Below are 22,885 nucleotides of genomic sequence, written 5' to 3'. Positions count from 1 at the left end.
TGTCATCACGACAGCGTGGCGAGACCTTTCTTGAGGACAATGAAAACTGCTGGCGGTAAGGCCACAGCAAGTCTATGACGTCTTGGCGAGCCGGCGTTCAACTGGTGACCGAAGACTCGTGCGGGCCCGAAGCGCATCGGCTTGGCAAGACTGTGAGAGAATTTCACTCGTGACCGATCAGCTATTATTTACCATTATCATTGTCGCGGTCATCGCCGTGGTGGCCATTGGTGTCATCGCGTTCGTGGCCAAGGGGCGCAAGCCCAAGACTCCGTACACTTCCGAGCGCGACGCAGACGATACGCCAACCAGCGCGTCCTCAGCCGAGCCAGGCGATACCCCGGCAGAGGGGCAGAGCCCGGCTGGCGCAGTACTGACCGAAGAACCTCCCGTTGAGCCGGCGGCTCCCGCCGCCCGGGCACTGGATGTTCCGGAGCCGGTGCAGGGACGTCTGGCGCGCTTGCGCGCTCGCCTGACCAAGTCGAACAACATGTTCTCCAAGGGCCTGCTGGCCCTGCTCAGCCAGGACTCGATTGATGAGGACGTCTGGGAAGAGATTGAAGAGACCCTGCTGCTGGCGGATCTCGGCACCGAACCAGCCCTCGAACTCGTGGACGCCCTGCGCGAGCGAGTGAAGGTTGAAGGCAGCCGCGACCCGCAGCGGGTGAAGGCAATGCTCCGTGAAGAGCTGCTCAAGCTGGTGGACCCCTCTCTGGACCGCAGCTACCTGCCTGCCCCGCATCCGGACCGTCCAAGCATCATCATGGTGGTTGGCGTCAACGGTGTCGGCAAGACGACCACCATCGGCAAGCTCGCCCGCGTGCTGGTTGCCGAGGACAAGGACGTTCTGCTCGGAGCGGCGGATACCTTCCGTGCCGCAGCCGCAGAGCAGCTGGCTACCTGGGGTGACCGGGTGGGCGTGCCCACCGTGCGTTCGGAGATCGACGGCGCGGATCCGGCATCCGTAGCCTTCGAAGCGGTCTCGGCCGGCATCGACCAGGAAGTCGACATCGTCATGATCGACACCGCCGGGCGCCTGCAGAACAAGGTCGGCCTGATGGACGAGCTTGGCAAGATCAAGCGCGTGGTCGAAAAGAAGGCAACCATCGATGAGGTGCTGCTCGTCTTGGACGCCACCACCGGCCAGAACGGCTTGGCCCAGGCCAAGGTGTTCTCCGAGGTCGTCAACGTCAACGGCATCGTGCTGACCAAGCTTGACGGCACCGCCAAGGGCGGCATCGTCGTGGCCATCCAGCGCCAGCTCGGTGTTCCGGTGAAGCTCGTGGGTCTGGGTGAGGGCCCGGATGATCTGGCGCCCTTTGATCCGGAAGCATTCGTGGACGCATTGCTCGAAGACTAATCTTCGAAAGCCGGCAAGAGGCACCTGGCCCTGTACTTCGGTGCAGCGCCAGGTGCCTTTTGCATTAACCGGCTTTGGCCTCTTCAATAAGAACTTAAAGCTATAAGTGTTGTACTAACGCCCGCAGAGGCCTATCATCGAAGGCCACAGGTCCGGTGCGACCTAAGCTGGCGCAGCCGGATAACTTGGACTCCCGCAATGGCGCGGGGATCAGAGGGACATTTCATGGCACCTGAACATCTAAAACCCCGCAACGCGCTGACGGTGTGGGTGACATTGTGCGCCATGCTGGCCTTCGGGTTGACCGCACCGGCTGCCGCCGCTCCAACGAATTCTGGGCCCGAAGCACAGAATATTCGCGTAGCGACCGGTGCCTTTGACCCCGAAAATGCGCCACCATCCAAATACATTAAACGAGTCACCGAGACACGAACCACGGTCAACCTGAACCTGCGCTCCCAGCCGACCACGAATTCCACCTCCTACGGGGTGATGAGCAAGGGAACGGTCGTCACGCTGACCGGCACTACGGACGGTACGTGGAGCCAGTTGAAGTGGGGATCCAGGACCGGATGGGCTGCCAGCCAATATCTGGAAACACGCACCTATACCAAGGACGAATCGGTGCGGTACATGACCTCATTCACCCAGATCTTCGCGGAAACAAATGACAACCGTGCTATTGGCGGGGTTAATTTCCGCACCCAGGTCAGCCTGCTCAACGTCAGCGGTTCGTGGTCCCAAATCAAAACGGCCTACTACTACGGCTGGGTGCCATCATCCAAGGTCACCAAGGTGCGCCCCGCCAAAGCGTACCGCTACGTCTACAAGAGCGGCCCCATCTACTCCCACCAGGACAAGAGCAACTCGAAGGTCGTCGGTCGCATCCACCACTCCGAAAAATACGAGTATCGGCGCTGGGACTCCGCAAATCGGCGCGATGAAATCCTGGTCGGCGGCAAATGGGTTTGGAGTTCGGTGACCGACAGGCCCTATGTCTCACCGCAGTACCGCTACGCACAGGAAAATGGAAGCACCTACAACAAGGCCGATAAATCCAGCGACACCAAAGTCGGAACCATCTCGCGCGGCACCAAGGTGCGTTGGGGCGCCTGGAGCTCGGCAAACCGCCGGGACGAGATCCTGCACAACGGACGCTGGGTCTGGACCGGGGTCACCAACCGCATGAAGCCTCCCGGCTATATCCCGGATACCGTTTCCGTTTCACCCTACGGACGTTTTGGCTCCAAGAATGCTCCCTTGCGCAAGACCCCGCGCAGCGACCCGTATGACAGCATCCTGACTACCCTGAAAAAGGGGGATAAGGTCACGATCACCGGCAAGGCCGAAGGAGGTTGGGTCAGGGTCAACTACGGCAGCCGCACCGGCTACGTCAAAGAATCCTATGACCTCCGCCAGGATGGACCGTACTCGATTGCCGTGTACGGCACGCTGCGTACCGGGCAGTCGGCCTACAATCTGATGGCGGGATTCCAGCAGAAGGTGATGGATCAGCGCTTTGCGCGTTCTTCGCTGTATCAACTGTGGAACGCCAACTGGACGTTCCTGACCAACGGCAGTGGAACGGTGGTCAACGAACAGTTCCAATACTCCGACTCGCGCGGGCCAGAGATGCTGCGGAAGCTGGACATCTACGAGAGCCAACTGAAGTACAACGGCAAGCCGATGTATACCAGGCAGCGGGTCGGCATGACAGACGGGTCGCAGTCCTGGACCTATAAGACCACGAGTGAATCCGAGAAGGTCGTGAAGGACTCGGGCCGGTATATTTCCTCCGGCGATTTCCTCAAGCGCTCCTAGCCAGGATCATCACCCTGCCGCCCGCTGGCGGCTCAAGCGGAAAGGCCGCACCATGAACACGAACAAACGGGCCTTCGGGCTCACCGCCGGTGCATTGCTTGCCGCCGGCGCGGTCACCGGCGCGGTGCTCATGGCCGACGCCAATGACGACCTGCCGGCGCAGGCCAGCGATACCGCCGAACACCGGATTGCCGATGTCGCGGCTACCGATCCGCAGACCGGGGAGAAGGTCTATGTGGATTCCGAATCACAGGTGGTCAAGAAACTCGGCGAGGCTGGAAAACTCACCGTCGAGGGCGAGCAAGCTCCGTCGTTTGAAATCACCGTCACGAAGGTGCAGGCCTTGGACAGCTGCCAACTTCGCGGGTTCGGCCAACGGCTCGAACCTGAAAACGGCACCTTCCTGCTGCTCGACATCAGCGCAACCCTGGATGCCTCGGCGGCAGCCGCGGTGGATGAGGACATTGCCTTGATGCCACTGGACGCGTCGGTCTTCGGGGTATCGCAGGGGGAGAACGAGAACATCACCTATGACCTGGACACCATTGCATCCTATTCTTGTCAGGTGCCCAACGCCTTGGATATCGCGGTCGGAGCCGGGGATACGGTCACCGGGCAGCTGATGCTCGATTCGCCGTTTAGCTCGGGCCAGGTGATCTACGATCCGGAGAAAACCGGCGGTTGGACCTGGGGCTTCTAGCAAGCAACGGATGCCCGTGGCGTCAAGCGCGCTCGCGCGCCGCCGATTCCTTGTGCCTGCCAATACCGAAGTTTCCTGAGCGTTGGGTCACAATGCGATCGATGCATCGGGACACCAATTGCCGTGAATGCAACGGTGGGTAGGGAAGTTTATATATAGATGCAGGCCAAGCAACCTCAGCGTCAAGCTAAGATGAGGTAACTGTTCAGTCTTTGTTCAGCTTAGATCGATAGACATGAAAAGCAGGCCTCGAGTATTCGAGGCCGTTTCTACGTTGGCAAGCCGTGCATGCCCCGCCTTGCCTTGTGAACCTATCCCCCGACAAAGGATCCCGCCGCACGTGAGCCTGCAGCAAACCAAGACTGTCGCGTCCGCGCCACAATCCACACCGGCGGTTTTCCGTGGGGATATCCAAGGACTGCGTGCTATCGCGGTGGGAATCGTGGTGCTCTACCACTTCTGGCCCACCGCCCTGCCCGGCGGATTTGTCGGGGTCGACGTCTTCTTTGTGATCTCCGGATTTTTGATCACCACCCACCTGATCAAACGTCCACCGCAGAACATCAAGGATGTGGCGCAATTCTGGATGCGCCGTGTCAAGCGCCTGCTTCCCGCCTCATTTCTGGTGATCCTCAGCGCCCTGCTCGGAGTTTGGCTGCTGGCGCCGATCACCCTCTGGCAGGACTGGGGATTCCAGGCCATCGCGGCCACCTTCTATTTCCAGAACTGGTATCTGGCGACCTCCAAGGTCGACTACCTCGCCGAGGCGGATTCGCCAAGCCCCTTCCAGCACTTCTGGTCCCTCTCGGGCGAAGAGCAGTTCTATCTGGTGTGGCCGATTCTCATTGGCGCGCTGATCATGGCTGCCGTGCGCTTCGGCTGGAACCGGCGCAACGTTGCGTTAGCCGGCGTGGGCCTGATCTTCGCCTTGTCGCTGGGGTATTCCATGTACGCTACGGCCACTGATGCGGGCACCGCCTATTTCTCGACCTTCACCCGTGCCTGGGAATTTGCCGCCGGCGCGTTGGTCGCTGCATTGGGCAAGCGCGCCTATGCCGCAAAAAACAATGTGCTGAGCTTGCTGGCCACCTGGGTGGGGCTAGCGGCCATCGTGTTCAGTGCGCTGAGCTTCGACGGCGAGATGCCATTCCCCGGATACATTGCACTGCTTCCAGTCCTTGGCACCGCATTGCTGCTGCTCGCTCATTCGACACACAAGTGGTCTCCGAACAAGTTGCTGGCGAACCGCTTCATGGGGTTCTTCGGCGATAATTCCTACGCCATCTACCTATGGCACTGGCCGATCCTGATCCTTGCCCCCTACGTGGTGGCGGACTTTGGAATCGCGGCCCAGCTCGGAGCGCTGGCTCTGACCTTGGTGCTGTCGGTACTCACGCAGAAGCTCGTGGAAGTCCGCTTCCGCAAGTTCATTGAGGTATCGAAGCGATTCAGCGCCCCGCGCTTCTTGCTTGCGGGCTCCGCGACCTTGGCCTTGGCCGCCGGCGCGTTCTATTCGATGAGCGGCGCCATCATGGAGGAGTCCAAGGACATCTCCGCGTCCGTCAAGCGGGTTAGCGCCCAAGTCGGTGTCGATTGCTTTGCGTCCAACGGGCTGACGGATGATTGTGTGGCGAAAAAGGGCATTCCCGACAGATATCAGCAATTGGCTCCGGCCCCCATTATGGCCAAGGAGGACAAGCCCGATATCTACAAGGACGACTGCTTTGCCGGCCAAGGGGACAACTACGCCGAGCGTCCCGTGTGCAGCTTTGGTGAAGGGAAAATTAAGGTTGCTCTCGTCGGCAACTCGCATGCCGGACAGTGGGTCCCCGCAGTGAAGTCCATTGCAGAAAAACGCGGTTGGGCGCTAGACACCTACCTGATCAGCCGCTGCGCCGTGATGGGCGAGCCGCAGGACTATGACGAGCAGGCTTCCATCGATGGCTGCACCGAGTACGCCGGGTGGGTCACCGGCGAGATCGAGAAAGAGGACTACGACTTGGTCATCTCATCGAGCCGGCAGTCGTTGCCGGTGCTCGGGCAAGATCTTCAAGGGTCCGCAGAGCCAGCGAAAAGAGCATTCGAAAAGACCCTGCGCGATTGGGAAGATACCGGCGCACAGGTCGCGGTCATCCGCGATACCCCATTCCCCGGAAGCACCATGGATAACCTGCCCGATTGCGTGGCCGAAAATGAGCAGCGCCTGGGCGAATGCAGCGGTGCGGCCGAAGAGTGGATTCCCATGGATCCACAGGTTGACGCGGTGAATTCCCTGCAAGATCCGAATATCGTCTCGCTGAGCATGAATGACAAATTCTGCCGGGAGGAGAGGTGCCACGGTGTGGTTGGCGGGGTGATCGCCTTTTGGGATCACTCGCATCTGTCGCAGACCATGGCCGCGCACCTGGCCAAACCACTGGATGCGAGACTGAAATCGGCGCTCGACAACGACAAGCTGTTCGCCTCCTCCCAAGGGTAAACCCAATCCAAGGCCTTGCCAGTGCGGTTCGGCGGCAAGCAATCGAATAAAGCTGTGGGGCACGTTTCGTGGACGGAACGTGCCCCACAGCTATGCCGCGCCCGGTGCTTGCCCGCCGGTCCCTGCAGACCGGCCCCGTTGCGCGGCCAGCCGCGTAGTAGTTTGGCAAGTGAAGTGCTTGCAAGGATGAACAAATTACAAACAATCGATAAAAAGCTTGCGGGGCATCGCCGGGCTATCTATGCTCGGGATCGTGGCCGATTCCGGTAGGTAATCGAGAGTTGGAAAAAACAGTTCCTTGGTGGGCGATGGGTGGAGAGTGCTGTCCAATGCGCAAGCAACCTAATCTCGGCCAACGATTCATGGCAATCGTTGGCTTCCTCGCGTTGGCGGTGCCTCTTGCACCGCCGGCTCATGGTCTTGTGCCGGTCAACTTCGTACAGCTTCAAGTCACCGGGCAGGAATCCGAGCAAGCAGCACCGATGACGGACCGGAAGAAAGCCGGCGCGGCCAGCACCACGGTCAATCTGAAACTGCGTGAGCGCCCCGACATAAGTTCCGCATCCCTGGGCACCATGGACAAGGGAACCGTCGTGAGCCTCACCGGCCAAGTGCAAGGCCGCTGGAGCCAGCTCACCTGGGGGTCCAAGACCGGTTGGTCTGCCACCCGGTACCTGAACACTGGCGGCGAAGCCAAGCAGGAGCCTCAAAGCCTGTTGCGCGGCAACCCGGCGGCCAAGCAGTATCGCTACGTGCAGCAAAGCGGAGCCACTTACTCGCACTGGGATCCGAAGAAATCCACGGTCCTCGGGCGCATCCACCTCGGCGAAAGATACGAGGTGCGCCGCTGGGCGGCCAGCAGCCGGCGCGACGAAATCCTGGTCGATGGCCAATGGGTTTGGACCGCGGTGACCGATCGCCGGCCAGTGGCCTTGCAATACCGCTATGCGCAAAGCACCGGTCCGGTCTACACGGCCAGCGGCAAGGTGACCGGAACCATCCGCCGCGGGACCAAGGTCCAGTACGGGGCATGGAATTCCAAGACCCGCAGAGACGAAATCAAGCTCAATGGCCGCTGGGCCTGGGCCGGGGTCACCAGCCGGACGGCGCCGCGAACCGAATACCGCTACGCACAGAAGAACGGGAACCTCTACGACCGCGCGGATCAAACGCGGGACAAGAAGATCGGCACCATCGGGCGCGGAACCAAGGTCCAGTGGGCGACCTGGAACGCCGCAAACCGTCGCGACGAGGTCAAGGTCAACGGCAAATGGGTCTGGACCGACGTGACCAACCGCCAGAAACCCGCAGGCTCGCTCCCGCCGGTCAGCAATGTTTCCGACTATGCCCGCTTCACCACAAAATCGCTGTCCCTGCTCAAGGATCCCAGCTTCAAGGCGGCATCCGCAGGCCGTGTCGACAAGGGAATGAAGGTCACCGTCACCCACAAGGCCGAGGGCGGCTGGGTCAAGGTCAAGGTGGGTTCGCTCTCCGGGTTCATCAAGGAAAAGGACAACCTGCGATTGCATGGGCCGTACTCGGTGGCGGTCTACGGGACGCTGCGCACGGGACAATCCGCCTATAACGTCATGGGTGGATTCCAGCAGAAGGCGATGAATCAGCGATTCTCCCGGTCATCGCTCTACCAGCTCTGGAATCGGAACTGGACGTTCTTGACCAACGGACCCAAGACGGTGGTGGCCGAACAGTTCCAGTATTCGGATGCCAGGGGACCGGGCATGCTCAGGAAACTGGATATCTATGAAAGCCAGCTGCGCTACCAGGGCAGGCCCATGTACACGCGGCAGAACGTCAGAATGGCCGATGGCTCGCAGTCCTGGACCTATAAGACCACTGCCTTTTCCGAGAAGGTTGTTAAGAATTCGGGCCGATACATTTCCTCCGGCGACTTCTTGAAGCGTTCCTAGGCGCAGGCGGACAACTCATGAGCATCCCGGCGAGGCAGAAACTGGAGAACCCAACGATTGACCGTGCGACCCCCAAGAAACTGGCTTTCACCGCCGCGGCGGCACTCATCGCGCTGGGCGCCGCGGGCCTGAGCGGATGCGCTTCCACGGCCGAAGCCGAGACGACCGGAAACGAGCTGGCGGAGCAGCTAGCCGATGTGGCAAAAACCGATCCGCAGACCGGGGAAAAGGTCATGGTCGATTCCCAAGCCCAGGTCGTCAAGGCCCTGGGCGAAGCGGGGAAGCTGACCGTTGAGGGGCAAACCCAGCCCTCATTCGAGATCACCGTGCACAGCGCGGAGGTTTTGGATTCGTGCATCCTGCGTGGCTACGGGGAAAGGATCACGCCGGAAAACGGTGCCTTCTTGCTGATCGAGGTCAGCGCCAGCCTTGCCTCCTCGGCCGCGGAGGCCGTCGCGGAAGAGATCGCGCTGATGCCGCTGGACGCCTCGGTCTTCGGCACCTCGCCCGGGGCCAACCGTGCGGTGTCCTACGACGTGGACACGATCGCCGCCTACTCCTGCGAGGTGAACGGTGCGCTGGATATCGCGGTGGGAGCCGGTGACCAGGTGCGCGGCAAGCTGGTGCTGGACGTCCCCGATGCCTCCGGGCAGGTGGTTTACGACCCGGAGAAAACCGGCGGCTGGACCTGGAACTACTAGCGAAGCCGCGCTTCGCGCCTCGCACGAGCTGGATCGGTTGCCGCTGATCTCCCTGCGCATCTAGATTCCCTCCGGAATTGGGCATACCCTTGAGTCCTGCAAGGAATTCGTGCTTTGGGGGGACCGAATTTTTGTGAATCGCCGTCATCATGCAACCCACTTTTTGCCCAGGCGCAAAATTGTCCAGCGAAGAAAATCGTTGGTGCTCTGGACTGTTTCCGCGCTGTCCGCGGCCACCCTCACCGGCGCGCTGGCCTGGCCGCTGCTCGCGCTGCCGGCCGAAAACCGCGCCGGAACCAGCGCGGCGGCACTGGCTGCGCTGGATGGCGGAACCCTTGAGAGCTACCCGATAGCGGTCAGCGAGTATGCGCCGCTGGCGGCCTTCGGGGGAGCGGGCAAGGAATTGGCCATCGACGGGCGCCCCGTGGACCTGCCGCTAGTGGCCCCGGAAGAGCAAGGTGCGCCGTCCGTCCCCGCGGCGGCCATCGGCCAGAACCCGCCACGCGGTTCGGAGAGCTCTGCGCAGCGGGCATTGTTGCTCGGGACGGTGGGCTCCGTGGGCCGGCTGCCGGGCAACCTGCAGCTCATGCATCCGGTGGCCACCCGGCGCATCTCAAGCCCCTACGGGTGGCGCGCCAACCCCACGGGGGCGGGCCACCAGATCCATATCGGACAGGACTATCCCATTGCCTGCGGCTCACCGGTGCACGCCAGCGAGTCGGGCACCGTGAGCGTCTCGCGCTGGGCCGGGCATTCGGGGATGCGCGTGACACTGGACCACGGGCACAACGTGCAGACCGGCTACAGCCACAATTCGAAGCTGCTGGTTGCCGTCGGGCAGCGGGTGCAGCAAGGCGAGGTGATCGCCTTGTCCGGAACCACCGGCAATTCAACCGGCTGCCACGTGCACTTCGAGGTGCTGGTCAATGGACGCTGGAGTGACCCACGGTTGTATCTGCCGCGGATCCCCGGCCAGGGGCCGGCGCTGATTGACTCGACGCGGCTGACGGTGGACGCGCGAAGCGCGCCCAAAGGCCAGCCGGAGCGTCCTTCGAGGAAAGAGCAGAATCCGGACGTGGTCGTTCCGAAGGACAACACTCCTGCGGTGCCGGAACCTGCCCCGGACCCAACACCTAAGAAGACACCTGCGCCCTCGGCATCGCCAACGGCAAAGCCATCGACCAAACCTACGGAAAAGCCCTCGGCATCGCCTACTGCAGAGCCCTCGAAATCTCCGACGTCCGAACCTTCGCCGGCGCCTTCGAAGTCTCCCTCGCCCTCGCCAAGCCCGAGCGAAGAGCCGGAGCCGAGCGAAAGCCCCAGCGGATCGCCAACCGTGGTGCCCTCGGCTACGCCGAAGCCGAGCGAAAGCCCCAGCGGATCGCCAACCGTGGTGCCCTCGGCTACGCCGAAGCCGAGCAAATCACCCGAACCCAGCACGGCGCCAACGGCGCCGCAGCCGCCGAGCAATTCACCCACGCCAAGCATCACACCGTCCGCCAGCACCAAGACGACCCAGTCCCCGGAACAGTCCCCAGACGCCCTGCTCGGCCCCAGCGCAACGCTGCCCAAGTTGCCGGAGTCCAGCGCCAAGGTGCCCCCGGACCTAGCTGAATCGAAGGAGCCAAGCTCCCCGGCTCAAGAGAAGTCCACGAAGCCGCCGGAGGCCGAAGCCACCGGCGAATGACCTGGCCTCAGCGCGAACTTCCCCCGGCCGGCGACGGGGCATTCGGCCCGCGCCTGAACGCGGAGACGCTGGGTTCCCCGGGCAGCCAGAAGCGCCACGGGAATTCGGGACCACCGGCCATTCCCGCCACGCCCACCCGCAGCCCGGTGGATATCTGGGCGGGAGGCTGCGGGGGATCGCTCAGCCGGAACGGGGCGGCGTATAGGTCACGGCCGTCGTGCTCGGTGTGCGTAATTCCCAGGGCTTGGGCCGCATTCCCGGGACCGCGGGCCAGCTGGGCATCCTTGATGTCCGTGCCGGTTCTCCACGCACGCCGGCGGGTTCGCGCCAGTTCCGCGCCTTCGACTACCTCGCCTGCCCTGAGCAGCACTCCCGAGGCTATGCCTGCCGGGGAGCAGACGAAGTTGAATGCAAAATGCATTCCGTAGCTGAAATACACGTACGCGTGCCCGGGGCTCAGGAGCATCGAAGAGTTTCGCTCGGTGCGCCGATCCCTGGAATGGCTGCCCGGATCATAGGGGCTGGCGCTGCCCAGCCCCATATAGGCTTCGACCTCGGTGATGCGCAGGGACACGGTCCCCTCGGGCGAATCCACCGAGAATAGCGCCCCGAGCAGCCTCGGTGCGACCTGCAGCGCATCTGGGAGGAAAAGATCTCGGTCCATCATTCAAGTATGCCAAGCACCGCTTAACTGTCGGTTGCCGGTGTGATGATGCCTGTTACTGGACGCATGGGGCGTCCGGTGACTCGCACCAAGGAATGGATCACAATGAAAAAGTTCATGGCCGTTCCGGCCATTTTCCTCGCCCTGCTGTTTGCCCTGACCGCCTGCGGAGTCTCCGCGGCTCAATTTGAGGAGGTTCAGGCTTCCTCCGCCGCGCTGGATAGCGAAAAGCAGGAACTCCAAGCGCAGCTCGATACCGTCACCGCCAAACTGGACACCGCGGAAGCCGAAGCCGAGAAGCTGCGTGAAGCCGACGAGCAGCGCCAAGCCGAGGCGAAAGCCGAAGAAGAACGCAAGGCCAAGGAAAAGGCCGAGAAGGAAGCGGAGAAAGCCAAGCAGGAAGCGGCGAAAAAGGCGGAAAAGGAGAAGGCCAACAGGGCCAAGAAGATCTCCAAGCGTGAACTGGCGCAGATCGTGAAGAAGCCGGACTCCTATGTGGATAAGAACGTCATCATCTATGCCCGTGTCACGCAATTCGATGCGGCCACCGGGCTGTGTTCCTTCCGGGCCAACGTCGCTCATGCACATGTGGGCAAGTACGATTTCGAGCACAATTCATACTTCACGGCCGGTGACGGGATCACCGACTGCTCCATCCTCGATGATGTGCTGGCAGATGACATCGTTCAGCTCACCGCCACGGTCTCCGGCGCGCTGAGCTACGACACGCAGATCGGCGGCTCCACCACCGTCCCGCAGTTCCAGATCGTCAAGATCAAACGGCTCTGAGCACACCAGGGACTCGTTCTTCGGCCCGGCAGCCGCCACGCGTGGCTGCCGGGCCGAACTGCGCGCATAAGAACTGCGAAACCTGCCGGAAACACCGAAGAGAACAAACCGTCACGCTAACCGGTGAAATGTCACATCCCCGAAACCAAAGGTGGAGGCCCGCGAAATATCGGTGGCCAAGAATTAGTACTTGAAAGCATTTGATTCACTCACCGATACACCTAACACCTTTGAGGAGATGTGGACCCCATGGAGTTAGATACAGCCAGCCTATGGATAATGATCGCCGCAGCGCTTGTTCTACTCATGACACCGGCACTGGGCCTGTTCTACGGCGGAATGACCCGCTCTACCGGCGTGGTCAATATGATGCTGATGAGCTTCTCGGCGGCCGCGCTCAGCGCGATCGTCTGGATTCTCTGGGGCTATTCGCTCTCGGCCGGGGAGCCGGCCATCGCCGGAGTCATCGGCAACCCGTTCAGCGACATCGCCATGCAGAACACCGAACCCAGCGGGCTGCTCGCGGCCGGATTCTCCGGCACCTTCGCACTGATCTCGGTGGCGATTATCTCCGGCGCGATCGCCGACCGCAGCCGTTTCGCCCCGTGGCTGCTCTTCGTGCCGCTGTGGGTCTCACTGGTCTACGCGCCGGTGGCCTTCTGGATCTGGGGCGGCGGGCTGCTCTCCGAGGACGGCGTTCTCGGCCAGCTCTTCGGTGAAGCCATCGACTTCGCCGGCGGCGCCGTGGTCCACACCAACGCAGGTATCGCAGCTCTTGTCCTGGCTTTGAAGCTTGGACAGCGCCACAACTTCCACGACCGTCCGCAGCCGCATAACACCCCGCTGGTGATGCTGGGCGCAGCACTGCTCTGGTTCGGTTGGTTCGGCTTCAACGCCGGTGCCGCCACCACCGTTGAGCAGGCCGGGCTGATCTGGATCAACACCATGGGTGCTCCGGCCGCGGCGGTGCTTGGCTGGATTCTGGTTGAGAAGCTGCGCGGACAGCGCCCTAGCTCGGTAGGCGTCGCCTCCGGCCTGGTCGCCGGTTTGGTTGCCATTACGCCATCCTGCGCCGATCTGTCTCCCTGGGCGGCCCTGCTGCTTGGACTGATCGCCGGTGCCGGTGCCGCCTGGGCGGTCAACCTGAAGTGGAAGCTTGGCTACGACGATTCGCTCGACGTGGTCGGTGTCCACCTGGTCGCCGGAATCATCGGCACCCTGTACCTGGGCTTCTTCGCACTGCCCACCGAGGAGAACGCCGGAGGCCTGTTCTACGGCGGCGGACTGAGCCAGCTGCTTGCGCAGTTCATGACGCTGCTCGTCGTGATCCTCTTCTCGGCGGCCATGACCTGGGTCATCGCCACGGTCATCGACAAGATCGCCCCGTGGCGCGTCTCGGCCGAAACCGAGATCGAAGGCATCGACGTCTCCGAGCACAACGAAAGCGGGTACCACTGGGTCAGCAAATAGCAATGAGGGATGAATAAGGGGTAGAACTCCGGGGCGACTCGGCAGTTCCGCAGGAAGCCTGCCAATGGTTCATGGGGCCAGCGGCAGGCTTCCTCTGCGTTTGCCGTAACCTGTCCGCGGCCTCCGGCCGGCACCAATCAAGGCTGTTGCGTTCCGCTGCCGTCCACACCGAAATCCATATTCCGGCGTTCGTATTCGCGCTGGCTGAAGGTCGCCTGCTGGATCGATTCGACCTGGTCGAAACTCGACCCGATGGCTCCGCCCAGGGTTCCCAGCGACGCCGCCAGCCAGGCGAGGTTGAAGTACTCGGCGAAGCCCACCGGATGCCTCAGCTGGTAGGCGAGGAATCCGTGATCGATGACCACCAGCGAACCGAGCAATAGTGCGACGAACAGCAATAGGTACATTGCGGCTGCCGCCAGCATCACGGTCAGCACCGTAGAGGTGTTGTAGAGCACCAGGCGCTCGCGGTAGTGCTTTCCGCGCGGACGCTCCCAGAGCCTGTTGTGGAACAGCAGCCATAGCCCGAACAGCAGGATGCTGACGACGGTAATCAGTGCCAGGCGGAGGCTGCTGAGGTAGTCGGCCATGGACCAGATGCTGGTATAGAATACGCCGAAGGCACCGGTGGCCGCCGCCCCGGCGAGGGCCGAGGACAACTGGGGGACCAGCCGCCAGGGCCTGTTACTGCGCACCATTCCGCAGACCAGAAAAATCCGTCCACGCAGGCCCTTGAGGCTGACGTATCTTGTTGATGAGCGGCCGTCTTCGCTCGGCTCGTCCAGGCTTCCGCTTACCGAGAAGGCGCGTGCCGACAGGGACGTCGGCATCATCGGCTTCCGGTCGCTGGACAGTTCGCCCATGATGTCAACCAACGAGTTGGTGAGGTTGCGCGGACGGGCCATTCCCAGAGACGGAACCACCAGCGTCGCGGCCCCGTGGAGCTGGCTGATGCTTCGACCCACCGGCTTGCCCTGACCGTACTGCGGGATATCGGTGAGGTAGATGATGTATTCCCAGCCGAACTTCTCGCGCAGCGCGCCGACGTGCTTATTGAGCATCACTTGCCCGGATTCGTCCAGTGGGAGCGTGAGCGGGCCGACCTTGACCGACCAGCGGACTTGATCCTCCTCCTCGCTATTCAACGCGTTTTCGAAGCGTTCGCGCACCTTGCCTGCCAGCACCTGAGCGATCCCCGGGTCGGCAAGCATTCCCACGGTGCGCACTGCCGGCTGTTGCTTTGGAATGATGGACCTCCGAAGTGCGGCATGGTATTTTTCGGCGGCGGCTGCCACTATGCCCACTCTAGGAACTGCAGGGGCAATCGCCAAGCAATCTCAGTCTTTTTGGAGAATCAAGCCAGTGCAGAGCCAGAAAGTCTTCCGCCTTGCCCGGAATTCCTTGCGCTCTCCGAGTCGATGTGGAATTCTCGCAATTATCCCGCCAAGGGCAGAATCGGCGCCGCGCGCAATGAAGAGGAGCATCATGTCATTCTTCGAAGAGGCCAAGGAAAAGATTGAAAACCTTCTCGGCAAGGTGAAGCCGCCGGAAGAGGAGGACATCGAGCAGGAAACCCGCAACGGCACAGGGGACGACGGCTTGTTCGACGAAGACGATCCCGCGATCGGTGAGGATCCGGATCTGAACGCCTCGGACGATGATCAATACGAAAGCCGGTGATGACCGGTATCCCACACGGAATCGTCGGCCAGGACTCGAATCTGATCTATGGTGAGGACAGATATCTGAAGGGTCCATGAAACTAGAAGTATTTTGCCGGGGCTATTGTCGTGCCGCAGCGGAGTTTCCGTGCCAGTGGTTATTCGTGGCCCTGGTAGTCCGTCTGAAATTAGCTTCTTGCTAGGCAATCCTCTAGCAAGACACGCCCCCCTTGGGTGTGGTCAACCTTTTCAAGTCGAAGCAAAGAGCAGACCTATGCCGCGCAAGAAAACCAACATGTCATATTGAGCTGCCATATACCGTCAGCTCCCTGTTTAGGGAAGGTCGGGAGATAACGTAGCTGCTATTTGGGCAATGAGATGCGAACGAAACGCTATGGGGGATTGCACGCGTGTGGACGCTGGTAACTCCGTGAGAGGCGATAGTTTCAGAAGGGGGAATGTCGGCCAAATACGACCAGGCCCGTCCAGGCTCCGCTCTGGTTAGAGGGGAGTCCTTAGTTCGCGAGAGTTTCACGGGTTAGCGTACGTAGTATTTAACGGATTCGCGAGGTTGTGTGGCGCTTGTAAAGTGCGCATTGAAGAAGGGAAATTTACTCAGCAAGTCGTGTACCTTCGGAGCTTTCTCAGCGAGCTCACGTATCGAGAATTATCTGAGCTATCAAATTTTGACGGTAATCGTCAAATTTCTCGACTCTAAGCTATGATTAGAGTATGTTGCTACTCAACTTTACGGTATCGAACCATAAGAGTATTCGTGATGAGTGCACTTTGGAGTTTATGCGTCCCAGCTTTAAGAAGCTGAAGCCGGGCGTCGATAGCGATTGGCCTGCCGTCACTTATCCTGTGGTTGGTGTATTCGGCCCGAACGCCTCCGGTAAATCTACGCTCATTGACGCATTCAAGTACGCCCAAGCGGCGATTAACCATTCGTCTACACTCTGGCAACAGAGGCCGGAAATGGTACATGTTCCGTTCGCTCTTGACGATGAGTCAGCTAAGGGGCCTAGTTCGTATGAATTCGATTGGGTATTCGAGGGCGTACGTCATAAATATGGTTTCACAGTTACCCCGGAGGGAATCGAAAAAGAATGGTTGCTTGATCTTCCTCGCACCCGCTGGCGAACGCTAATCGATCGTGATCGTAGTTCTGAGTCGCCCACCCAAGTTCGCTTTAAGGAGAAGAATGGGTTGGTTGCTGTAACTCGACGTGAGCTGATCCTTTCGCGAGCAATTCTGCTGGAGCACGAAGAGCTTACTGACCTCGGCAAATCATTGCTAGATGGGATCGAACTCGCACCATTTGGTGACACGAATAGAGAACGCCGACTCGCAAGCATCACCGACTCATTGCTGCAGCAAGAGATGAGCTTTGAGGACTTGACGACCCTTCTGCAAGTTGCCGATATCGGTGTTCGGTCGATTTCCGTCAAGGAAGATCAAGCTCCTCCAGAAGCTGTTCGACTAATGAAAATATTTGCGGAACTCGTTGATTCTGAAGCCGAAAAGATTGTTGGTGAAGAGAAGCGGATTCATATCGAACCCCTTGAATCCGATGCTGTAGTTCGAACCCTGGAATTTTTGCATAAGGGCAGGAAAAAAGACCCTCGGGCTTTCGGGGTCAACGAGGAAAGCGCAGGCACTATCGTCTGGCTTTCATTAATTACGCCTGCAGTAGAGGCTTTGCGATACGGGACAATGCTGGTGGTCGACGAACTTGACAACAGCCTCCACTCGCATTTAGTTGAGCTGGTAATCAGCCTTTTTCTGAATCCCCGAATCAACCGCTTTGGCGCTCAGCTCCTGTTCACAAGTCATGACACAAATCTTCTGTCTCCGGAATCTGGTTTTGATCTTGAAGCCGAGCAAATTTGGTTCGCAGATAAAGATGCAGACGGTGCAACGGAGATTTATTCGCTAGCAGATTTCCCTCATCCGAAGGACGCCAACTTTGAACGTCGATATCTCGCGGGACGATATGGCGCCGTGCCACGTACGGCTCCGAGCCTGCTGGCAAGAGTGATCGGATCGGATGATAGCTAGTGGCGCGCCGTAAGAGGTCTGAAAAGAAACGGATTCTGATTTGCACTGAAGGGACAGTAACGGAGCCGCAGTATATTGATTCGTTGAAGCAGATTTTGGGAACGTCTGGAGAATCCGTAACGATTCGCACTGTTGGTGTAGGCCGAGATCCTGTCAAGATCGTGCAAAAATGCATGGCTGTTCGAGACAAGGCAATTGATCCCTTCGATATCGCAGTTTGCCTGATAGATGTAGACACGCATGCAAAGTTGAAGGAAGCGCTGGCTCTGGCGGCTCGCTACGAGATCAGCGTTGTTGTATCCAATCTCAAGTTTGAGGTCTGGTTGCTTTGGCACGTAGTTGAAAGTGTGTCTCATTTCGAATCGAAGCAACTGGACCGGATGATGAGTGAGCAAAAGATTTTCGAGAAGGAGAAATCGTTATCGCCCAAATTCCCCGTCGAGAATTATAAACGTGCATGCCAAATCGCACGCCGAGCTAATCCGAAGTTGGGACCTGGGGAGATTGGTCCTAACTCATCGACTGGCATGCCATGGCTAATTGACATCCCTACCTCAAAATAAGAGAAAAGTAACCCGGCCTTCCCGCTTGCTATCACAGTAGGATGTATCACCTCCATCTCCCGTAATGTTGGAGCGCGCCCGATTCTTGATATTCTAAGTAATCGAGTCCTGTGTGATTTTTTATGCGCACCGTAAGACCTATCGAAAGAAGTGCCCGGCACGTGTTTAATTCACTTTCCGATCGCCTGACAGCGACCTTCAAGAACTTGCGCGGCAAGGGTCGCCTGACAGAGGCCGACATTGACGGTACCGCCCGCGAAATTCGCCGCGCCCTGCTGGACGCCGACGTCGCCGTACCGGTGGTTCGCGCCTTCGTAGCCCAGGTGAAGGAACGCGCACTGGGCCTGGAGGTTTCCGAGTCGCTGAACCCGGGACAGCAGGTTGTGAAGATCGTCAACGAGGAACTCGTTGGCATCCTCGGCGGCGAAACCCGCCGCCTGAACCTGGCCAAGAACCCTCCAACGGTGATCATGCTCGCCGGTCTGCAGGGTGCAGGTAAAACCACCCTGGCCGGCAAGCTCGCAAAGCACCTGAAGTCCGAAGGCCACACCCCGATGCTGGTGGCCTGCGACCTGCAGCGCCCCAACGCGGTCAAGCAGCTGCAGATCAACGGTGAACGCGCAGGCGTTCCGGTCTACGCCCCGCACCCGGGCGTCTCCTCGGAATTTGATACCGCCACCGGAGATCCAGTCGCCGTAGCCCGTGACGGTGTCGCCGAGGCGAAGGCCAAGCTGCACGACATCGTCATCGTCGATACCGCCGGTCGACTCGGTGTCGACACCGAGATGATGGCCCAGGCCGCGAACATCCGCGCGGCCATCGACCCGGACGAAGTCCTCTTCGTCATCGACGCGATGATCGGCCAGGACGCAGTCAACACCGCCCAGGCCTTCCACGAAGGCGTCGACTTCACCGGCGTGGTGCTCTCCAAGCTGGACGGCGACGCCCGCGGTGGCGCGGCCCTCTCGGTCGCCTCGATCACCGGCAAGCCGGTCATGTTCGCCTCCACCGGCGAAAACCTGGACGACTTCGAGATCTTCCACCCGGACCGCATGGCTTCGCGCATCCTGGACATGGGCGACGTGATGACGCTCATCGAACAGGCCGAGAAGAACTGGGACAAGGGCGAAGCCGAGCGGATGGCGAAGAAGTTCGCCGACCAGGAAGACTTCACCCTGGACGACTTCCTCGCCCAGATGGCCCAGATCAAGAAGATGGGCTCGATGAAGAAGATGCTGGGCATGATGCCCGGCTCGCAGATCTCCCGCCAGCAGCTCGAGCAGTTCGACGAGCGCCAGATCGATCGCGTGGAGGCCATCGTCCGCTCGATGACCCAGCACGAGCGCGTGGCTCCGAAGATCATCAACGGTTCGCGCCGTGCGCGTATCGCCAAGGGTTCCGGTGTCGCGGTTTCCGAGGTCAACCAGATGCTCGAGCGTTTCACCGAAGCGCAGAAGATGATGAAGAAAATGGCCGCCGGCGGCGGCATGCCGGGAATGCCAGGGGCTGGCAAGGGTGCCGCGCGCAAGGCGAAAGCCAAGGGCAAGGGCAAGAAGCAGGCGAAGTTCGGCAACCCGGCCAAGGCCGCGCAGGCCGAGCTGGAAGCCAAGACCAAGAAGTCCGCGGCGCCTGCCGGTTCGGCCTTCGGTCAGGGCGCCCAGCAGGACTTCGATCCGTCGAGCCTGAACCTGCCAGCAGGTTTTGAGAAGTACTTGGGCAACAAGTAATTCTCCAGTTTTTACCAGACTGCGCCTCGTGAACCTTTTCGGTTCGCGGGGCGCAGTTTTCTTTGCGCTACGCCAGTTATCGAGACCACTGGTTTCGGCTCCGGTTCACGCGCCGTAGGATGGAAGGCAGGGGTACTCTCCCCGTATTTTGGAAGTGCACGGCATTTCCAGCTAGGCGGCACATCATGTCCGACAAGTCACCACGCAAGGGCGAAGCGAAGAAGCCCGCAAAATCCATCAAGGAAAAACGCGCCGAGAAGCGGCTGAAGAGTGCTGATTCCCTCACCGAATCAGCACGTAAAAACGCCAAATAAGCATCAGCGTCCGATCCTTAGGTAGCGAATCAGCGGCCTAAAGACAGCGCCTAGCCAAGCCTCTGCCTCTCGGTTAGCCACCGTCCGGCGGAGGCTTGCTGCTTTCCAAGATTTTCTCAAGCAGGCAGCGCGGGCCGAAACTGCTTCACCCCGACGCCATGCCCGAATTAGACAGGATTTCGCGTGATTCCTGCCCATGCCTAAACTAGTGAGAAATCGATTGATCAAAGCGTGAAAAAGGGGTCCTAGATCGTGGACGATAATGAGTTCAGCTTTATCAACCTTGAATTTATCTTCGCCGGTTCAAAGCCTGAAGCGGCCGCTGATGTCCACGCCGTCCTCGCCGAACATCGGCTAGTCGGTTTTATCGACGGTGCGAGATCCCGGGAGCATGCCACGGAGGTGCTCGCCGAACTGGCGACATTGAACGATGCCAGGGACCCGGTGCTGTGCCAGCTCGGCCCGGAAGATGTACTCATCCAAGGCCCGCGGCTGACGGAGCTAGCCCACAATCTCAAAGCGGCAAGCGGTGCGCGGTATGTCTTGATCAACGGCGAGGAATTGGACGGCCCGGCCCCGGGAGAAGAACAGCTTGGCCAGTACGCTCCGGACGCGCAGTTATTCCAGGGCGCTACCCTGAAGGTCTCGGATCTGACACTTTCCCCGAGCGTCGAAGGCAAGACCTTCACGGTATTCAGAAATCTCGCCGGGCTGACGGTCCTGCCCAGTAATCCATTGGAAGAGCCCAACGTCTCGCGGTCCAGCCGGCCGTACCTGACGCTGACGCGCAGCGGCAGTGTGCTCACCGCATCGATCCACTCCAAGGGCCCGCTGCGGCCGCAGCTCTTCCCCGACCACGTGTCCTACCAGATCGATCTGGAACGCATGAGGATTCTTCAGGCCAGTACCGGCAGCGATGCGCAGTTGCTGTTGAGTGCAATGGACGAGTGGAACGACGGGGTCTACACGGACGACTATGAGATCGCGGATCAGCTGCTGGCAGCCGGCCCCGCGCGGGAAGAAGCAAAATCGATTCTGCGCGCGCCACGCTCGGCGAACAATCTCAAAAGGTTCCTGACACTTCATGGTTATGACCCGCGGAGCATCGACTTCGTCTCGGGCGCACCGGTTCCCGAAGACGCAAGAGAAATCCATGTCCACGGGGTACTGGACTCGATCCGCGTCACCTTCGAAGAGTTCGAACGCGAGGCCACCGGCCTGATGGGTTTGCTCTCCCGCACCGGGTGGAGCCCCCGGGCGTTGATTTTCTCCAGCGTGGCCGTCCTGGCCGCCGGAGCCATCGCAAACCGTGCCATGAAGACTTCGCCAAGGCTGTCCCGAGTGCCTCAGCCGCTGCGCCGGGGCCTCATGTTCTTCTGGTACTCGGACGGTGTGTATTACCTGGCCAGGGGAGTCAAGGAAGCGTTGGAACCGGTGCTGCAGCAAGCCAAGTCTTCCTGAAGCGACTAGCTCGGCGTCGCATCCCAGCTTGATTTAGCCACCCGTAGAAGGGCGGCGAAGCTATGAGTACTGGAAGGCAAGATTCGCAGTCAGTGGGATCCGAATTTGGCGCTCACACCGGCTCTGGAGAAGTACTCCTTCGGAGGCGACCACCACTGCAACGAGCCCAGCGGCCGCGGCCGGTCAACCCATGGTCCGAATCGGCGTGCGGGCAGCCGGGGGTCCCTCTTCCGTTGATTGCTGGTGGGTCTGGTATGCAGATCAATTCGGTCGTCGGCAACCACGGACCTGCGTCTAGCCGCGGCACCGGAAATAGGGATCGGCGAATCCGGGCGCTGCAGACGAGAGCGGAGCCATCGTCCCAGAGCGAAGCGGCTGATGCGAAAGGACAGCCTGAACCTGGACTTATTGATGCTCTACCGGTCGGCCGCTTCCTGTACTCAAGCATGACGGGGCCTGGCTTCTTCAGGACCATGAGCAGGTCGCTGAGCCCGTTCATCAACCGGGCCCTGTCAGGGGTGGCGCATTCGAATTACATCACCAACTCCTGATGCATGGCGATTCGCGAGGCGAGCTATCTTCGGGTGATCCGCTTCGTCATGTCCACTGGGCCTTAGGACTGTTCCATTAGACTTTAACATTTTCACCTCGGCACCGGCCCTGAGCGGAACGCATCGGAGACCCATTGAGCGTGCGTGATGGACTGCCAGGCGAAGGAGCAGCGAAGACTTCGTAGATCTGCAAGTGGACCTATACAAATCTGGGTTCTCTGGATTCGATGGGGAGCGGCTCATCAAAGCTCGGCGATACGCGCAAGCATGCCAAGATTCTCGGATGAGCGAAATGGTGAAGGTTGGCGGAGCCGAAAAGCCGCGAGATGAAGTGCTCGAGTACGCTGCAGACTATTTGAGGGGCATTGGGCGGTATGCTTATCCGGCCTATGATGCTTATCCCGGCACTGACAGCGATCAGGTAGGTGATGCTGACTTGCTGGCTATTTGCCTTTTGAACGCCGGTCAGAAACCGATCCCGATTTATTACGGGTTGCAGTCCCGCATACCGGATATGAATGAAGTCTTAGCACGACTCCCAAAAGACGAGCCGTTTGCCGAAGCTTCGCTAGAAACTCTGGAGACCATCACTGACTTCTTTGGGATCCTGGGTGCTAAGCCAACGACGCAGGTAGGCAAGACGAAGTTGCTGAAGGTCTTGCATCGCAAACGTCCTGAGCTCATCCCGCTCTTCGACGAGAACATTCGCCGTTGCTACAGCCTGATCGGCGCGGCACCGGTGCCACCGATCGGGTCGCGGACTCATCGTGACTTCGCCATCGCCTGGCTGCCGGAACTGCAAAGGGATGTGGTGCAACAAATGTCCGTGTGGCAAGAAATCGTAGCCATGGCCGACCCCGCGGTCTCCATCACACCGCTGCGCGCCCTCGATATCGTCGGGTGGGACTTAGGTACTCCTCGGCGGCAGTAGCTAAGTGGTAGTCGCTA

General features: G+C 60.1%; 18 protein-coding genes. 16 read left to right on the top strand and 2 right to left on the bottom strand.

Annotated elements, in window-relative coordinates; translation table 11 throughout:
• The first annotated feature begins 169 nt into the window (after positions 1 to 169).
• From ftsY to ACT3TP_RS08445, 7 genes are all read left to right on the top strand, one after another.
• The gene (gene ftsY, locus ACT3TP_RS08475; RefSeq protein ID WP_444620383.1) at positions 170 to 1,360 is read left to right on the top strand and encodes a signal recognition particle-docking protein FtsY; all 1,191 of its coding nucleotides are present in this window, start codon (positions 170 to 172) and stop codon (positions 1,358 to 1,360) included.
• Positions 1,361 to 1,585: 225 nt separating this feature from the next.
• On the top strand, positions 1,586 to 3,181 hold the full coding sequence (locus ACT3TP_RS08470; protein ID WP_444620382.1) for an SH3 domain-containing protein: 1,596 nt from the start codon (positions 1,586 to 1,588) through the stop codon (positions 3,179 to 3,181).
• A gap of 52 nt (positions 3,182 to 3,233) precedes the next feature.
• Complete coding sequence (locus tag ACT3TP_RS08465; RefSeq protein ID WP_444620381.1) at positions 3,234 to 3,881, top strand: hypothetical protein; 648 nt, start codon at positions 3,234 to 3,236, stop codon at positions 3,879 to 3,881.
• 340 nt (positions 3,882 to 4,221) lie between these two features.
• Entirely contained in the window at positions 4,222 to 6,360 is a 2,139-nt protein-coding gene (locus tag ACT3TP_RS08460; protein ID WP_444617365.1) for an acyltransferase family protein, read from the top strand.
• Positions 6,361 to 6,689: 329 nt separating this feature from the next.
• Complete coding sequence (locus ACT3TP_RS08455; RefSeq protein WP_444620380.1) at positions 6,690 to 8,288, top strand: SH3 domain-containing protein; 1,599 nt, start codon at positions 6,690 to 6,692, stop codon at positions 8,286 to 8,288.
• Between the two features lie 17 nt (positions 8,289 to 8,305).
• Complete coding sequence (locus ACT3TP_RS08450; protein ID WP_444620379.1) at positions 8,306 to 8,989, top strand: hypothetical protein; 684 nt, start codon at positions 8,306 to 8,308, stop codon at positions 8,987 to 8,989.
• Positions 8,990 to 9,191: 202 nt separating this feature from the next.
• A complete protein-coding gene (locus ACT3TP_RS08445) occupies positions 9,192 to 10,676 on the top strand; it encodes a peptidoglycan DD-metalloendopeptidase family protein (protein ID WP_444620378.1) in 1,485 nt (494 codons plus the stop codon).
• Positions 10,677 to 10,683: 7 nt separating this feature from the next.
• On the opposite strand, the gene ACT3TP_RS08440 is transcribed toward ACT3TP_RS08445, so the two are convergent.
• Complete coding sequence (locus tag ACT3TP_RS08440) at positions 10,684 to 11,340, bottom strand: DNA-3-methyladenine glycosylase (RefSeq protein WP_444620377.1); 657 nt, start codon at positions 11,338 to 11,340, stop codon at positions 10,684 to 10,686.
• 105 nt (positions 11,341 to 11,445) lie between these two features.
• Here ACT3TP_RS08440 and ACT3TP_RS08435 point away from each other — a divergent pair, with 105 nt between their 5' ends.
• Complete coding sequence (locus tag ACT3TP_RS08435; RefSeq protein WP_444620376.1) at positions 11,446 to 12,129, top strand: hypothetical protein; 684 nt, start codon at positions 11,446 to 11,448, stop codon at positions 12,127 to 12,129.
• 249 nt (positions 12,130 to 12,378) lie between these two features.
• Complete coding sequence (locus tag ACT3TP_RS08430; protein ID WP_444620375.1) at positions 12,379 to 13,599, top strand: ammonium transporter; 1,221 nt, start codon at positions 12,379 to 12,381, stop codon at positions 13,597 to 13,599.
• A 137-nt stretch (positions 13,600 to 13,736) separates the two neighbouring features.
• Here the strand turns inward: ACT3TP_RS08430 and ACT3TP_RS08425 are convergent, their stop codons facing one another.
• Positions 13,737 to 14,894: a hypothetical protein gene (locus tag ACT3TP_RS08425; RefSeq protein ID WP_444620373.1), complete on the bottom strand. Its 1,158-nt coding sequence runs from the start codon at positions 14,892 to 14,894 to the stop codon at positions 13,737 to 13,739.
• Positions 14,895 to 15,084: 190 nt separating this feature from the next.
• Between ACT3TP_RS08425 and ACT3TP_RS08420 the strand changes: the two genes are divergently transcribed.
• The 7 genes from ACT3TP_RS08420 to ACT3TP_RS08390 all read left to right on the top strand — a co-directional run bounded on the left by ACT3TP_RS08420 (position 15,085) and on the right by ACT3TP_RS08390 (position 22,868).
• Complete coding sequence (locus ACT3TP_RS08420) at positions 15,085 to 15,279, top strand: hypothetical protein (RefSeq protein ID WP_105649197.1); 195 nt, start codon at positions 15,085 to 15,087, stop codon at positions 15,277 to 15,279.
• A 713-nt stretch (positions 15,280 to 15,992) separates the two neighbouring features.
• The gene (locus ACT3TP_RS08415; protein WP_096287216.1) at positions 15,993 to 17,321 is read left to right on the top strand and encodes an AAA family ATPase; all 1,329 of its coding nucleotides are present in this window, start codon (positions 15,993 to 15,995) and stop codon (positions 17,319 to 17,321) included.
• Entirely contained in the window at positions 17,321 to 17,884 is a 564-nt protein-coding gene (locus tag ACT3TP_RS08410) for an RloB family protein (protein ID WP_444620370.1), read from the top strand. The genes ACT3TP_RS08415 and ACT3TP_RS08410 overlap by 1 nt, the downstream gene beginning before the upstream one ends.
• A 161-nt stretch (positions 17,885 to 18,045) precedes the next feature.
• Positions 18,046 to 19,611 (top strand): signal recognition particle protein, encoded by a 1,566-nt coding sequence (gene ffh, locus ACT3TP_RS08405; RefSeq protein WP_096287220.1) that lies wholly within the window; start codon positions 18,046 to 18,048, stop codon positions 19,609 to 19,611.
• A gap of 185 nt (positions 19,612 to 19,796) precedes the next feature.
• Positions 19,797 to 19,925: a hypothetical protein gene (locus tag ACT3TP_RS08400; protein ID WP_255248468.1), complete on the top strand. Its 129-nt coding sequence runs from the start codon at positions 19,797 to 19,799 to the stop codon at positions 19,923 to 19,925.
• Between the two features lie 252 nt (positions 19,926 to 20,177).
• Positions 20,178 to 21,386, top strand: a complete 1,209-nt coding sequence (locus ACT3TP_RS08395; protein ID WP_096287884.1) for a hypothetical protein — start codon at positions 20,178 to 20,180, stop codon at positions 21,384 to 21,386.
• An 834-nt stretch (positions 21,387 to 22,220) separates the two neighbouring features.
• Positions 22,221 to 22,868, top strand: coding sequence for a DUF6308 family protein (locus ACT3TP_RS08390; protein WP_105554613.1), 648 nt, complete (start codon positions 22,221 to 22,223; stop codon positions 22,866 to 22,868).
• The last annotated feature ends 17 nt before the right edge of the window (positions 22,869 to 22,885 follow it).

The sequence above is a fragment of the Glutamicibacter sp. AOP38-B1-38 genome (assembly GCF_052377485.1).
In the GTDB taxonomy this organism is placed as follows: domain Bacteria; phylum Actinomycetota; class Actinomycetes; order Actinomycetales; family Micrococcaceae; genus Glutamicibacter.
This window is presented reverse-complemented; position numbering and strand designations above follow the sequence as displayed.